Source organism: Pseudomonas sp. JL27(2026) (genome assembly GCF_056933555.1).
In genome coordinates, this window is record NZ_CM167794.1 from 2943477 (window position 1) to 2956860 (window position 13384).

A 13384-nucleotide genomic window follows, 5' to 3' on the forward strand; every position below is an offset into this window, starting at 1 on the left:
TCCCTATCCAGAGTCTTGCATCAGGCGCATTTCTTCAGCCATTTCGCCGAGCGCCTGTAGCAGGTCGAGGGTTTTCAGGGCCTCGTGTTCATCGATCCGGCTCATGGCAAAGCCGACATGCACCAACACCCAATCGCCGATGCAATCGGCGTGGGCGCGGCCGTCACCGACCACGCACGAGATATTGATTGCCCGGCGGATGCCGCCGATTTCCACTGTGGCGGTGTCGGTCGCCGCATCGACGATGGCGACGATTTGCCCTGGAATGCCTACACACATGGCGGCCGGTCCTCTGGTGCAGCGCGGCTTTGCGCGGCGGCGACCGCCGCCTGACCCAGGCTCAGCCCGCCGTCATTGGCCGGCACCCGCCCGTGGCGCAGCACCTGAAAGCCACGGGACTCAAGGCTGCGAATCAATGCGCCACTGAGCAGCGCGTTCTGAAATACGCCACCCGACAGGGCGATACGCCCGGACCAGCGATCGCCGTGCTGTTCAGTCAGGTGTTCGACCATCCGCACCAGCGCTTGCACCAGGCCGACGTGGAAACGTGCGGCAATGACCCCGGGCGAAACACCGGTACGCAAGTCGTTCAGCAGGGCTGCCCACATGGGTCGGGGTTCCAGCCGTGGCAGCCCCTGGTCGGGGTCGATTACAAAGGGGTAACCCTCAGCGTCGACCAGCGCCGATGGATCAACGGCGGCTTCCAGCTCGATAGCGGCTTGCCCTTCGTAGCTGATCGTTTGGCACAGCCCCATCACCGCAGACACCGCGTCAAACAACCGCCCGCAGGAACTGCTCAGCGGGCTGTTGAACCCCGTTGCCAGCATGCCGTCCAGCGTCGCCAGCGGTTTGTCCGCCAGCGTGCGCAAGTACTGCAGATCAGCGAAATCGCCCATCAGCATTGGCCAGTCCGCAGTGCGGCGCAGGTGGGCGTAGGCCATGCGCCAGGGGTGTTCAATTGCCAGTTCACCGCCGGGCATGGCGACGCTCGCGAAACTGGCGAGTCGCTGGTAGCCACGGTAGTCGGCGAACAAGAACTCACCGCCCCACAGGCTGCCGTCATCGCCGTAACCGCTGCCGTCCAGGGCAAGGCCCAGCACGGGCGGGGCGTCCAGATCGACGTTGTTGTCCGCCAGGCACGCGGCGATATGTGCGTGGTGATGCTGAACCTCGATCAGTTGCAGCCCTTGGGCCTCGGCCCAGTCATGGCCGAGTTTGCTCGACAGGTATTCGGGGTGCCGGTCAATCGCCAGCACGCGGGGGCGGTGTTCAAACAGTTGCAGGTACAGCGCCAGTGTCTGCCGGTAAGCCTTGTTGGCCCGTGCGTTGGCCAGGTTGCCGATATGCTGGGACAGGATCGCCTGGCCGTCCTTGATCAGGCAAAAGCTGTTCTTCAGCTCGCCGCCCAGGGCCAACACCGCTGGCGACTGACGAAACCCCGTCGGCAGACGAAGGGGCGTCGGCGCGTAACCTCGGGCACGTCGCAGGAGGGCGGGGCTGTCGGCCACCAGCCGGACGACCGAGTCGTCGAGTCGGTTGACGATGTCCCGGTCGTGCAACAACAGTGCATCCGCGATATCGCCCAGGCGTTTGCGTGCGTCGTCGTTGCCGGTGCACTGCGGCTCGTCGCTGCGGTTGCCGCTGGTGAGCACGATGGGGTCTTCCAGCCCGGCCATCAACAGGTGATGCAGTGGCGAGTAGGGCAGCATGAAGCCGTAGCAACATTGCCCCGGCGCAACGCCGTTGGGCAGCGACTCAGGCCCATCGCAAGGCAACAGGACAATCGGCGCGGCCGAGCTTTGCAGCAGGGTGATCTGCGCCGGGTTCAGCGTGCAGAAGCGGCGGATCATCTGAAGATCGCGGACCATCAGGGCAAAGGGTTTGTGTGCGCGATGCTTGCGCTGGCGCAGCCGGGCCAGCGCCTGGGAACTGGACGCTGCGCAGGCCAGGTGCATGCCGCCAATCCCTTTGATCGCGACGATGTGCCCATTGTTGAGGAGTCGCCGGGTTGCCTCGATGGGATCACCGCTGCAGTCGACTGCCGAACCTGGGGTAGCTTCCAGCCATAGGTGTGGCCCGCACACGGGGCAAGCGTTGGGCTGCGCATGAAAGCGCCGGTCGCAAGGGGCCTGATACTCGGCGAGGCAGGCCGGGCACTGGACGAACGCGCCCATGCTGGTATTGGCGCGGTCATAGGGAATGGCGCGGACAATCGACATGCGCGGCCCGCAATGGGTGCAGTTGGTAAAGGCGTAACGGTAGCGGCGGTTGTCGGGGTCAAACACCTCGCTCAGGCACGCGGAGCAGGTTGCGGCGTCGGCGACAATCGCGGTATGCACCTGACCGCCAGTGCTTTTGAGGATGAGAAAGTCATTGACCGAAGGTTCACCGCTCAGCGGGCTGCGCTCCAGTGCGTCGATCCGCGACAGCGGCGGTGCTTGCGCGTACAGACGCTGCACAAACTGCTCCCGCGCCGAGGGTTCACCCCAGAGGTGGATCAGCACGCCCTCGGCATCATTGCAGACATCACCGCTCAGCCCGCTATCACGGGCCAGCCGCCAGACGGTGGGCCGGAACCCGACGCCCTGGACCAGCCCACGGACCCGGATCGTTTCACCGGACCCTGAACCACCCGGCGCATCATGCGAAACCTGGCCAAGCCGTTCTGTAGTCCTGGTCATGGAAACCTCCCGATCCTGCAATGGCGGTCACATTTTGCGGATTTTCAGGTAGCGCTTGATGTCGTGCAGATTCGCCATCAGCGTCGCGCCAATCACCGCCAGCACCACAAACAAAAAAATCGTCCAGCCACTCATGTCGATCCTCCCGGAGCGTTCAGGCTCCTCGTTCTTACACCTGGAATTCCTTCAGCAGGCCGAGTACTTCGCTGACGGCCTGCTCGGTGGCGCGCGTCACCGCATCGCTCAAGCCCATGTAGCCATGGTCGCCGCCCAGGTACGCCGGCTGACAGCAGACCATCAATACGCGCGGGCGCTGCGGCCCCAGCGTTGCGATAAACCGCAGGACGCTGGCCGGGTCCATGCCGTGGGGCGAGAGCAAGGCTTCGCCCTGGTCGCAATCACTCGGGCCCGGCAGCTCGGGCTCGATCACATACACCGTGCCCGGCGCTTCGCCCCGGTCCACGGTGTCGACCAGAATGACCGCGTCAAAGCCGTCTATCAGTGCATAGCCCAGGTCCAGGCCACGGATGCCGAAATCCACCACGCTCACACCCACCGGCAAGTTGAGGCGGCTCAGTTGGCGGGCGACCTCACAGCCAAAGCCGTCATCGCCCATGAAGATATTGCCGATCCCGGCGACCAGAATGTTCATGCCCCGGTTCCTCCTGTTAAGGGCGATTCCAGCGACTGAATCTCCTCGGGCGAGAAGAAGAAGCGGTGCCCGGGCATCCGTTGCAGGCCCCATTCGCGGCCGGGGTCGTCGTCGATGGTCACGGCCACATGCACCCGGTCTTCGAAATCACGTTCGATGGCTTCGATAACCGCAGTCTTGCCGGCCAGCACCAGGTCCAGGGTGTCGCCACCGATCCTGGGTTGCAGGCGCACCCGGTCACCGACCCGCAGCGCCGTGCCGCCGTTGCGGTCGTACACCAGGCGCGGACTGGTCAACGGCGGTTGTTGCGCCAGGTGATCGTGCGGGTCACGCAATACGCCGTGCAGGCGCATGAAACTGTCACTGTCCAGCGCTTCGGTGCGGCTCAGCAACGCCGCCGTGCGTGGGTCGAGGGCGGCCATTTCGCGCTTTTCGCCGTCGGTCATGGCCAGAATCCGCAGGCTGAGGATTTCGTCGATTTCCGTCGAGTCGAAGAATTCCCCGGTACTTTCGGGCGCCACTTGTGGGTAGTCGTAGAGAATGATCGGCGAGGACAGCAGGATGTCCCGCGCCCCCGGCGAGCCGACCAACACCGGGTAGGTGCCCAGATTCTCGCAACGGGCGGCCAGGTCCTTGAGCGACTCGGGCGGGTCCATCAGGCTGATGAAGTCGCCCTGTTCCACCGCGAGCAAGGTGTGGGTGGACGCGAACGAATAGAGGCTGGCCTGTTCACGGTCCGTCACGCTCAAGGGGTCCATGGCCGTGTGATTCTCGATGCGCACGGTCAGTCGGTAGACCTGCTCGGTCACGAGCTCCAGCGTCAGTTCGACCCGGCCCTCTATCGCGCATTGATCGCGCAGCAGCACGCCACGGATCGCGCCGTCATTGCTCAGCGGCTCCAGTTCGTGGCGAGCGTCGAAGGTAAAGGGTACTTGGCGCTGGCCGTCCAGCAATTCGCTTAACGGACAGTCCACCACCCACACGTCACGCTCGACGGCCTCCTGCCAGCCATGAAACTGCCGGTCGCCGAGGGTCAGCGAGGGCACAGGGGTAAAGTGCGCGGTACTCAGGCCTTCCAGGTCTTCGGGCCAGGCCGGCAGCGGTGTTTTCAACTCCCCGACTTCACGGGCCAGCGGGTGCAGGAAACGCACGCGCACTTCCAGCTGTGTCGCGGGGTTACCTTCGATCAGGCATTGCGTCTGCATCTGCCAGGGTTCGGCGCCTTCGGTGGCGTCGAAGTAGACCTTTGGATAAATCCCGCCGAAGGTCCAGCGCTGACGGTTTTTCGCGCTGGTGGAACGGTAGGGATACAGGATGTAGCCCTCGTACAGGACGGCATCGACCACCGGTTGCACGTGCGTCATGTTCATGAGGCGGCCCTCTTGAGGTCGGCCAGCAAACCGAGCAAGGCCTCATCGAACCCCGGATGACCGTGCCGGCGCTTGTACTCGTACAGCGCGTCGAACACCTGGCGGTTCACGCACAACCAGCTCTGGTTGGGGTAGTAGAGGTCCATCATGTCTTTCCAGACCTGAACGGGCAGGGCGTAACGGGCCTCTTCGTTCCACGAGATCAGGTCCATCGCCAGCGCACCGTCGTCATCGCGGTAGAACACACTGCCGGAATACAGCAACACCAGCGGCACCATGCCCTGTTCCAGGCCATGGAAATACTTGGTCGCGGCCAGGTTGAAGTCGAAGCTGCACGGGACCGGCAGGCTCACTTCGGTGTAATCCCCTGAAAACCCTGGCACGACGACTGTGGCATGGGTCCAGAGCAGGCTGCGCAAGGTCTGGCTCCAGCGCGAAGGCTCACCGAACAAATCGCTCAGGCGTGCCTGTTCGGCAGGGGCGTAATGGCGCCGGGTGGTTTCGATGCGGATCTGGCACTGCAACGCAACGCTCTGGATCGGCACGGGGCGGCCGCGCTGGCGGATGCCGAGTGCCAGGTTCAGGGTCGGGGCGCCAGCGTATGGATCGGGCGTGGCACCCAGCACCGTGAAATTCAGTTCAGGCATCGGGGTGGTCTCCCGCATGGGTCTCGGCCCGCAGTTGTTCAAAGAAGCGCGACTGCACGGCATGCGACTCCTGACCACCGGACAGTCCATGCCAGTGGCTGCGGATCAGCCCGACCAGTTCATAACAACGGTCGATGGGAATGCGGTAGTACTCGCGCGCGTCGCCCATGCGGTTCACCAGCAGCGCTTCGACATCCGGTTGCAACTCATGGAGCACCGGGTTGGCAGCCGCAAGGTCAGCCCAGTGTTGCAGCGCCAGTTTCGACTCGGTTGCGCCGGCCGGGCCGGGGTACAGGGCCAGCACCCGTGATTGCGGCGAGCTGTGGACGAAAAAGGCCAGGTTGATCGGGATCAGCAAGTCGTCCCATTGTGCGTCGCTTAAGTGGAACGCATTCAAACGCGTCACGCCGTGCGGCACGCGCCGGTAACGGCGGGCTTCAGGGCTGTCGAACAGCAGGGCGCAAGCCTGGCAGGCGCAGAGCAAACGGCGGGTGTCGGGTTCGATCAGGTGATCGTGTGCATGCCCGATTTCGGCGTAGCACAGCTCGCAGTGTTCGACCGGTTGGCGCTCGATACCCAGAAAATCCTTGAGCGCGGCCACCCAGTCTTCCGGTTGTTTGAGGGTGGCGTCTGTCATGGATCGATCCTCACTGGGCGCTCGTGACGCCTCTGATGGCGGGCAACCCCGCAAGCCCGTTACTTGTCAGCCACAACCGGTTGGGACACCCACACCAGCGGCACAAAACCGGCCTGCGCGGTCAGGGTGTTCAGGCCGTCGATCAGCAACTCGTCGGCATCAGGGACCATTTCCTGCATCACGTCTTCAATTTCCCGACGCAATACTTCGTGGGTCGGCAGTACGCCATTCGGGTCGCTGGCGCTGACACGGATGCGCACCACCGTGCCTTCAACCGCGACAAAATCGGCGCGCACGTTTTTAACCCCCAGGTGCGGCCGCAAACGTTCGACGGCTTTGCGGGCGCGGGTGGCCAAATCTTCCGGATGCAGGTCGTGCAACAGCAACAACCCACGCACCCGGGGATTGGCGATAAAGCGTGGCAGCAACGTGTCGGCAGGCTGGGAACCGGTGTCCTTGATGATGTCCAGCAGGTCCGTGAGCCCCAGGCTGTGCAGGCGAATGACCACCCGCAGCAGTTCCTGGGCCGCGCTTTTCGCGGTGTCATCCGCCAGTTCATCCAGCGCACCCAGCAGCTCTTGCAGGCGCGCGACTTGCTCATCCATTTCCTGCTGACGGGACCCGCTCACGATGTCGAACCTTCTTCGTCAGTCTCCAGCGGCTGGCCGAGCCCACCGTTGCTGGGGGCGTGAACCACCTTGAGGGTTTTGCCGTTGCCCAGGTACATGTGCACGCCACACGGCAGGCAGGGGTCGAAGCTGCGCACCGCCCGCATGATGTCGATGCCCTTGAAGGTGTCCGGGCCGTTCTCTTCGAAGATCGGCGTGTTCTGCACCGCGTCCTCGTAAGGCCCGGGTGTGCCATAGACGTCGCGAGGGCTGGCGTTCCAGGGTGTTGGCGGGTAGGGGTGATAGTTGGCGATCTTGCCGTTCTTGATCACCAGGTGATGGGACAACACCCCGCGAACCGCTTCGTGGAAACCACAGCCGATGGCCTCGTTGGGCACGGTGAACTCGGTCCAGGTTTTGGTATGGCCAGCCTGCAATTCGGCCAGCGCTTTTTCGACAAAATGCAGGGCGCAGCACGCGGCGTAGACCTGGAAGTAGGTCCGCGCGCGGTCGCGCTCGATGGCATTGCTCCACTTCGGTATGTGCCATTCAAACTCGACTTCGGGTTTGAGCGCGGTTTGCGGCAGGTACATTTTGACGCTCGTACCGGTCGCCTTGATGTAACCGATGTCGACCAACCCGGCCAATGCCGTGGCCCAGAGCCGTGCCAACGCGCCGCCGCCGGTGTCCAGCGCCAGATGTTCGCCGGTGCGTTTGTCCAGCCAGCGCGGGGACATGACCCAGGAGTATTTGTCGTCGAAGTCGCGTTTTTGTGGGCGCGGTACGGTGGTCTGGTTCCAGGGGTGATTGATGTCCACCACGTTGCCCAACGGGTCTTTCTCCACCAGTTTTTCGCGTTTTTCCCAGCTCTCGTAGTAGGAGCTGCCCAGGAGGATGCGCATTTGCAGGTTGATTTCCACCAGGTCGGTGGTCACCAACACGCCGTCGACCACCACCCCTGGGGTGACGAACATCGCCCGGCCCCATTCCGTCATGTGGTGGTACTGGTAATCGCAATGCACCGGGTTGTTGAACGCCCCCCAGCACCCGAGCAGAATCCGCCGCCGCCCGACTTCCTCATAACCGGGCAGGGCTTCGTAGAAGAAGTCGAAGATGTCGTCATGCAATGGCAGGCAGCGCTTCATGAACTCGCAGTACTTCATCAGGCGAGTCAGGTAGTCGGTGAACAGTTGAACGGTGGGCACGGTGCCAACGCCACCGGGGTAGATGGTGGATGGGTGAACGTGACGGCCCTCCATCAGGCAGATCATTTCGCGGGTGTAGCGCGAAACCATCAGGGTTTCACGGTAGAACTCGCCTTCGAACGGATTGAGGGCGGTCATGATGTCGGCGATGGTCTTGTAGCCGTGCTTGTCGGCATTCGGGGCCGGGGTTTGTTGTGCCTGCTGCCAGACGCCGGGGTTGGTCTCCTGGACCATTTTTGCGCAGAAGTCGACCATCAACAGGTTGTCCTGAAAAATGTTGTGGTCAAACATGTACTCGGCCGCTTCACCCAGATTGATGATCCATTCGGCAATGGCGGGCGGGCGGATGCCATAGGCCATGTTTTGCGCATAGACCGAGCACACGCAGTGGTTATCGCCGCAGATGCCGCAAATGCGGCTGGTGATGAAGTGCGCGTCGCGTGGGTCCTTGCCTTTCATGAACACCGAGTACCCGCGAAAGATCGACGAGGTGCTGTGGCACTCGGCGACTTCACGATTTTCGAAGTCGATTTTGGTGTAGATGCCCAGGCTGCCCACGATCCGGGTGATCGGGTCCCAGTTCATCGCGACCAGTTTTGCCGGTTTCTTGTCGGTCGCGTCCCCGGGTTGCGTGACAACGTCGTGTTCGGTGATCGCCATGGAATGTTCCTCCTGGCTCGGTTCGGGTGGCTCTAGCGACGAATTTCGGGAGGCGGACTGGTGGTCAATTCCGGCCGGTTATGACGCCATTTCGGTTCTTTGTTCAGGGTGTCGTTGGTGAACCCGCGCAACCACTTGACCAACTTGCCGTATGGCCGGACAAGGTTGGAGGAGAACACCGCGCCGGGTGGCTCATCCATGAACGGCATGAACTTGTCGGGGAAGCCGGGCATGGTGCAGCCGATGCAGATACCCCCGACATTCGGGCAACCGCCGATGCCGTCCATCCAGCCGCGCTTGGGCACGTTGCACTGAACCACCGGGCCCCAGCAGCCGAGTTTGACCAGGCACTGCGGCTGGCCATATTCGGTGGCGAAACTGGCCTGTTCGTAGTAACCCGCACGGTCGCAACCTTCGTGTACCGTTTTGCCGAACAGCCACGTCGGGCGACCGGCATCGTCCAGTGAAATCATCGGCGCGACGCCGGCCAGCTGACGCAGCAGGTAGAGCAGGGTTTCCATGAAGTTGTCCGGTTGCACCGGGCAACCCGGCACGTTCACCACTGGCAGGCCGGCCTTGGATTTCCAGTTCCAGCCCAGGTAGTCGTTGACGCCCATGCAGCCCGTGACATTGCCCTGCATCGCGTGGATCCCGCCATAAGTGGCGCAGGTGCCGCAGGCCACCACGGCCAGCGCCTTGGGACTCAAGCGGTCCAGCCATTCGGGGATGGTGATCGGTTCACCGGTTTGCGGATCGTTGCCCATGTAGGCCCAGTACCCTTCACCGCTGAGGTTTTCGTTGGGAATGGAACCTTCCATTACCAGCACGAAATCAATCTCGCCGCGTGCAGCCTGGTGCCAGTACTGCATCAACTCTTCACCGACCTCGTAACACAGGTCGGGGTTATGCAAGTGGACCTTCGGTAAACCCGGAATCGCGCCCAGCACCACATCTTCGATGCTTGGCAGGGTCGCGGCGGTGATCGAGATCGAGTCGCCGTCACAGCTCATGCCGTCATTGATCCAGATGATGTGAACTTCCTTGAGGTCGGGTTTGCGTTGGGTCTTGCGTCCGTAGGGAACGGCGTTCGTCTCGGCCATGGTCTTTGCCTCCTGATCGCATGTGTCCATGCCTTGCAGGGTCGGTCGCGGTGTCAGACAGGGACGCCACCAGACCGGGCTACACCTGTAGGGTTGTATCCCAACGATCAGGGTGTGACCAAGCGTGCGACTACCTAGGGGTGACTACCCAGGCCGGTATCAGGAGTCAGGAGGAGGGTGGCGCGGTTCATAAATGCAGTTGGTGGATACCGCACAGCACCGCCATGGTAATGAGCTCGGCGGTGGAGCGGGCCTGCATCTTGAGCATCAGGTGCTCACGATGGTGTTCGACGGTACGCGGGCTGATCATCAGGTCCCGGGCGATGCGTTTGTTGGGCAGGTCCGACACCACCAGCGCAAAAACCTGTTGCTCGCGAGGGGACAGGTTGCGAAAGCGTTGCTGCACCAACGCCTGCTCCCGGGCCAGTCGACGGTCGTCGAGGTCTTTCTTCAGGGCAAGCTGCACGCTGGCCATCAGTTCTTTTTCGCTGAACGGTTTTTCCAGAAAGTCCACCGCGCCGCATTTGAGCGCGGCGACGGCGGTGCGGGCGTTGGCGTGACCGCTGATGAAGATGATGGGCAGGCGAGCGTGCAACGTTTTGAGTTTTTGTTGCAGTTCCAGCCCGGTGGTGCCTGGCATTCGCAGGTCCGTGATCAGGCAACCGGGCTGCTGCGGGTCAAAACTGTCGAGAAAGGTGTTCGCGCATGTGTAGGTGCGCACGCCCAGGCCGCTGGCTTTGAGCGTGCGTTCGAGCGCGGCGAGGAACAGCCGGTCATCGTCCACCACATGGATGACCTGGTCAGTCGTCATGGCCATTACCTTGCAGGGTCGGCAGGGTGAAATGCACCGTTGCCCCGTGGGTCGAACGGGCATCGGCCCACAGTTTGCCGCCGTGGGTTTCGATAATGGTGCGGCTGATGGACAACCCCAGGCCCATGCCTCGGCTCTTGGTGGTGTAGAACGGGTTGAACATGCGCTCGATCTGCTTGGGGTCCAGGCCCGGTCCGGTGTCCACCACGCTGACCTGAATCTGCCCCGAGGGTTGTTCGCAGGCCTTGATCAGCAACCGGTTACGGCCGCCGCCATTTTCGCGCATGGCTTCGATGCTGTTACGCGCCAGATTGACCAATACCTGACCGATCTGCACCGCGTCGACCCGTACATAGGGCATGTCCGGTTCGATATCCAGGTGTAATTCGATATCGTTATCCCGGGCATCCACCTCGATCAGCATCGAGACTTCCTGGAGCAAGGCGAAGAACTCGCACTCGGTGCACATTTCGCCGTCGTCCTGCAAAAAAGCGCGCAGGTGGCTAACCACATCACTGGCGAACTCTGCGGCTTCCCGGGCCTGAGTCACCGCCTCGATAAACTCGGGTGTGGGCGCAGAGTCGGGCTGTAACAAGCGCAATGCCGCTTCACAACTGAGCACCACGGTGCCCAGCGGTTGATTCAGTTCGTGTGCAAGGCTTGAGGCCAACTCGCCGGCGGTGTTCAGGCGGGCGAGCCGCGAGAGCTGCGATTGCATCCTGCGCATTTTTTGGGCGAACTCCTGCTCACCCGAGACGTCCACCATGACCGTGCGAAAACACTGGGTGTGCGCCGAGGTGGTGGGGTCGCTGTCACTTTTGAGCCAGAGCGTTGCCACCCGGCCGTGACGGTTCTTGACCCGCAGCTTTTGACTGACGCAACTCCCGACACTGCCCAGTTTGGTCAAGTGCGCATGAAACTGATGCTTGTCGGCGCTGACCACCCAACGGGCAAACGATTCCCCCGTCAGCCACGCGGCATCCCAGCCCAGTAACGCTGCGCCGGTGTGGTTGATCTTGCAGATGCAGCCCGAGGCATCGAGCAACACGTAGCCGATGGGCGCGTGCTCGAACAAGTCCTGGTAATCAAAGGTCCGAGGTGGCGGTGTGTTCTGCATGTCTGGGTCGGCCGGTGCGTCGGAGGATTCTGGATGCGGAGTCCGTCGCCGTTCAGTTGCCTATTGCAGTGTAGACGCGCATGGCCGGTGGCTCAGCTAGCCTGCTAAGAGCCTTGTTTTGATAGAGGGCGACACCATGCGCTGGTCACGGCACTTCCTGGGCCTGCCTCTGCACCCGATGCTGGTGCATGTTCCGCTGGTGCTGTGGCTCTGCGTCCCGGTGCTTGACGGGTTGGCGCTGTGGCGTCCGGCCTCCCTCTGGTGGGAACTGGCGCTGACGGCTACGGCCATCGGCGCAGTGGCCGGTGTGTTTGCGCTGATTACCGGGCTGATGGAATACATCCACTTGTCCGAAACCGGCAGCAATGACGTCAGGCTCGCCGCCCGGCATGGGGTGCGCACGACACTGGTCTGGTGCGTGATGACGGTCAAATGGCTGGTCGCCAGCCTGGCCGATACGGGGCCGGGCTTGATGCTGGTGTGTTTGCTGATTGACGCATTGGCGTGCGGCTTATTACTTCAAGGCGCGTTTTTCGGCACCAAAATAACCTACGGCGGGTACCGGTCATGACGAGCCGGACCGTTGGTCGGTTCACCCTGGAGGCCTGTCGAATTGAGGCCGTGCAGGTCGACTAACCGGTAATCCCCCGTCACCACTGAAACAACTCAAGCAGGAGAGTAACCATGTCTTATGTCGATGGCTTTGTGGCTGCTGTTCCCACCGCCAACCGCGAACAGTTCAAACGACACGCCGAGTTCATGGCGGCCATTTTCAAGGAAAACGGCGCGCTGAGCATCACCGAATGCTGGGGCGACGATGTGCCCGAAGGCAAGGTGACGTCGTTCCCGCTGGCCGTGAAACTCAAGGAAGACGAAACCGTGATCTTTTCATGGATCATCTGGCCCGACCGCCAAACGCGTGACGTGGGCATGGGCAAGTTCATGTCCGACCCGAGGGTGCAATCCGAGGGCAACGCCATGCCTTTCGATGGTCAACGGATGATCTTCGGCGGGTTCGAGACGATCGTGAACGTGTGAGGCGCGGCGCGTTATCTAGTAAGTGCCTGGCGGGCCTGATCAGGATTCAGGCCCGCGCGGTCATTCTTGAAGGGTGATCCGGCAACTCTTGCGATTACGGATCTGGGCATCCGAAGGCCGCTCTTTGACAAATTCAAAGCGCGGCTCGCCTTCGCTGTACGTGACCAGCCATCCCCATTCCAGCTCTGACTCATCCTGACCGGGTTTCGGCGGCGCAGCCCACCATGGCTCCTTGCTGACAATCTGGCGCATACATCCCTCGCGGTGCTTTTGGTCACTTCAACTATATCGGGGATGGGAGAGGGCGCCAGGACGGGAATAGGGGGCAGACAGTCTCTGGGGCTCATAAGCTCTTCAGTGAGGCTGGCGGCGCCCCGTGCCCTGGGCGTGATCCCGCCCTCAATAGTTGCGTTTTTTTTGGTCACCCGCACCCTGGCTGATGGCATTATGGCCACTATGCCTGTCAGGTACGCTGAGATTACTGAGGATGCGAACAAGATGCGTCTTCGTCGATCCGGGGACCTGAGGTAGAATGTCGCGGCATGGATGCTCACCGCCCTCGGGATCATGGGGTCGGTGGTTGACCTGAAGGGCTCCCGAACGCTTGCGATTGTGCCTATCCGTGGAGTCAGGGCATCGAAGGACACGCGATGAGATTGGCGGGCGTCATGTGCGTGAACAGGCCGAACCTGCTCATGGCTGGCGTGCGTAGCTGTACACATAAAATTAGTGTCACCCGAGTAGCTGAAGCCAATGACTAACAAGAAGTCAGCGCAGGAGGGGCCTAAACGTGAGGTCGATAGTGTCTATCGGTCTTATATATCCACCCGTCAGTCTTTCTGAGATCGGGGTTCGACG

Annotated in this window: 15 protein-coding genes; 2 read left to right on the forward strand and 13 right to left on the reverse strand. The window is 62.1% G+C overall.

The window, feature by feature from the left end:
* Positions 1–3: 3 nt before the first annotated feature.
* The 12 genes from AC1Z1G_RS13300 to AC1Z1G_RS13355 all read right to left on the reverse strand — a co-directional run bounded on the left by AC1Z1G_RS13300 (position 4) and on the right by AC1Z1G_RS13355 (position 11488).
* Positions 4–279: a HypC/HybG/HupF family hydrogenase formation chaperone gene (locus AC1Z1G_RS13300; protein ID WP_483627605.1), complete on the reverse strand. Its 276-nt coding sequence runs from the start codon at positions 277–279 to the stop codon at positions 4–6.
* Entirely contained in the window at positions 270–2681 is a 2412-nt protein-coding gene (hypF, locus tag AC1Z1G_RS13305; protein WP_483627607.1) for a carbamoyltransferase HypF, read from the reverse strand. Before hypF ends, AC1Z1G_RS13300 begins: the two co-directional genes overlap by 10 nt.
* A 27-nt stretch (positions 2682–2708) precedes the next feature.
* Positions 2709–2816 carry a DUF6893 family small protein gene (locus AC1Z1G_RS13310; RefSeq protein WP_437128155.1) on the reverse strand — a complete coding sequence of 36 codons (108 nt, stop codon included), beginning with the start codon at positions 2814–2816 and terminating at the stop codon, positions 2709–2711.
* A gap of 34 nt (positions 2817–2850) precedes the next feature.
* A complete protein-coding gene (locus AC1Z1G_RS13315; RefSeq protein ID WP_483627609.1) occupies positions 2851–3333 on the reverse strand; it encodes a hydrogenase maturation protease in 483 nt (160 codons plus the stop codon).
* Positions 3330–4703 carry a hypothetical protein gene (locus tag AC1Z1G_RS13320; RefSeq protein ID WP_483627611.1) on the reverse strand — a complete coding sequence of 458 codons (1374 nt, stop codon included), beginning with the start codon at positions 4701–4703 and terminating at the stop codon, positions 3330–3332. The genes AC1Z1G_RS13315 and AC1Z1G_RS13320 overlap by 4 nt, the downstream gene beginning before the upstream one ends.
* Positions 4700–5350, reverse strand: coding sequence for a DUF6084 family protein (locus AC1Z1G_RS13325; RefSeq protein ID WP_483627613.1), 651 nt, complete (start codon positions 5348–5350; stop codon positions 4700–4702). The genes AC1Z1G_RS13320 and AC1Z1G_RS13325 overlap by 4 nt, the downstream gene beginning before the upstream one ends.
* Positions 5343–5987: a DUF5947 family protein gene (locus AC1Z1G_RS13330; protein WP_483627615.1), complete on the reverse strand. Its 645-nt coding sequence runs from the start codon at positions 5985–5987 to the stop codon at positions 5343–5345. The genes AC1Z1G_RS13325 and AC1Z1G_RS13330 overlap by 8 nt, the downstream gene beginning before the upstream one ends.
* Positions 5988–6046: 59 nt before the next feature.
* Positions 6047–6616 carry a hypothetical protein gene (locus AC1Z1G_RS13335; RefSeq protein ID WP_483627617.1) on the reverse strand — a complete coding sequence of 190 codons (570 nt, stop codon included), beginning with the start codon at positions 6614–6616 and terminating at the stop codon, positions 6047–6049.
* Positions 6613–8460, reverse strand: coding sequence for a nickel-dependent hydrogenase large subunit (locus AC1Z1G_RS13340; RefSeq protein WP_483627619.1), 1848 nt, complete (start codon positions 8458–8460; stop codon positions 6613–6615). The genes AC1Z1G_RS13335 and AC1Z1G_RS13340 overlap by 4 nt, the downstream gene beginning before the upstream one ends.
* 32 nt (positions 8461–8492) lie before the next feature.
* On the reverse strand, positions 8493–9560 hold the full coding sequence (locus tag AC1Z1G_RS13345) for an NADH-quinone oxidoreductase subunit B family protein (RefSeq protein WP_483627621.1): 1068 nt from the start codon (positions 9558–9560) through the stop codon (positions 8493–8495).
* 187 nt (positions 9561–9747) lie between these two features.
* On the reverse strand, positions 9748–10371 hold the full coding sequence (locus AC1Z1G_RS13350; RefSeq protein ID WP_483627622.1) for a response regulator transcription factor: 624 nt from the start codon (positions 10369–10371) through the stop codon (positions 9748–9750).
* Positions 10361–11488 (reverse strand): ATP-binding protein, encoded by a 1128-nt coding sequence (locus tag AC1Z1G_RS13355; RefSeq protein ID WP_483627624.1) that lies wholly within the window; start codon positions 11486–11488, stop codon positions 10361–10363. The genes AC1Z1G_RS13350 and AC1Z1G_RS13355 overlap by 11 nt, the downstream gene beginning before the upstream one ends.
* Positions 11489–11624: 136 nt before the next feature.
* Here AC1Z1G_RS13355 and AC1Z1G_RS13360 point away from each other — a divergent pair, with 136 nt between their 5' ends.
* Both AC1Z1G_RS13360 and AC1Z1G_RS13365 read left to right on the forward strand, forming a co-directional pair.
* The gene (locus AC1Z1G_RS13360) at positions 11625–12059 is read left to right on the forward strand and encodes a DUF2231 domain-containing protein (protein ID WP_483627626.1); all 435 of its coding nucleotides are present in this window, start codon (positions 11625–11627) and stop codon (positions 12057–12059) included.
* 113 nt (positions 12060–12172) lie between these two features.
* Positions 12173–12526, forward strand: a complete 354-nt coding sequence (locus AC1Z1G_RS13365) for a DUF1428 domain-containing protein (protein WP_483627628.1) — start codon at positions 12173–12175, stop codon at positions 12524–12526.
* 60 nt (positions 12527–12586) lie between these two features.
* Here the strand turns inward: AC1Z1G_RS13365 and AC1Z1G_RS13370 are convergent, their stop codons facing one another.
* The gene (locus AC1Z1G_RS13370; RefSeq protein WP_483627630.1) at positions 12587–12778 is read right to left on the reverse strand and encodes a hypothetical protein; all 192 of its coding nucleotides are present in this window, start codon (positions 12776–12778) and stop codon (positions 12587–12589) included.
* Between the last annotated feature and the right edge of the window lie 606 nt (positions 12779–13384).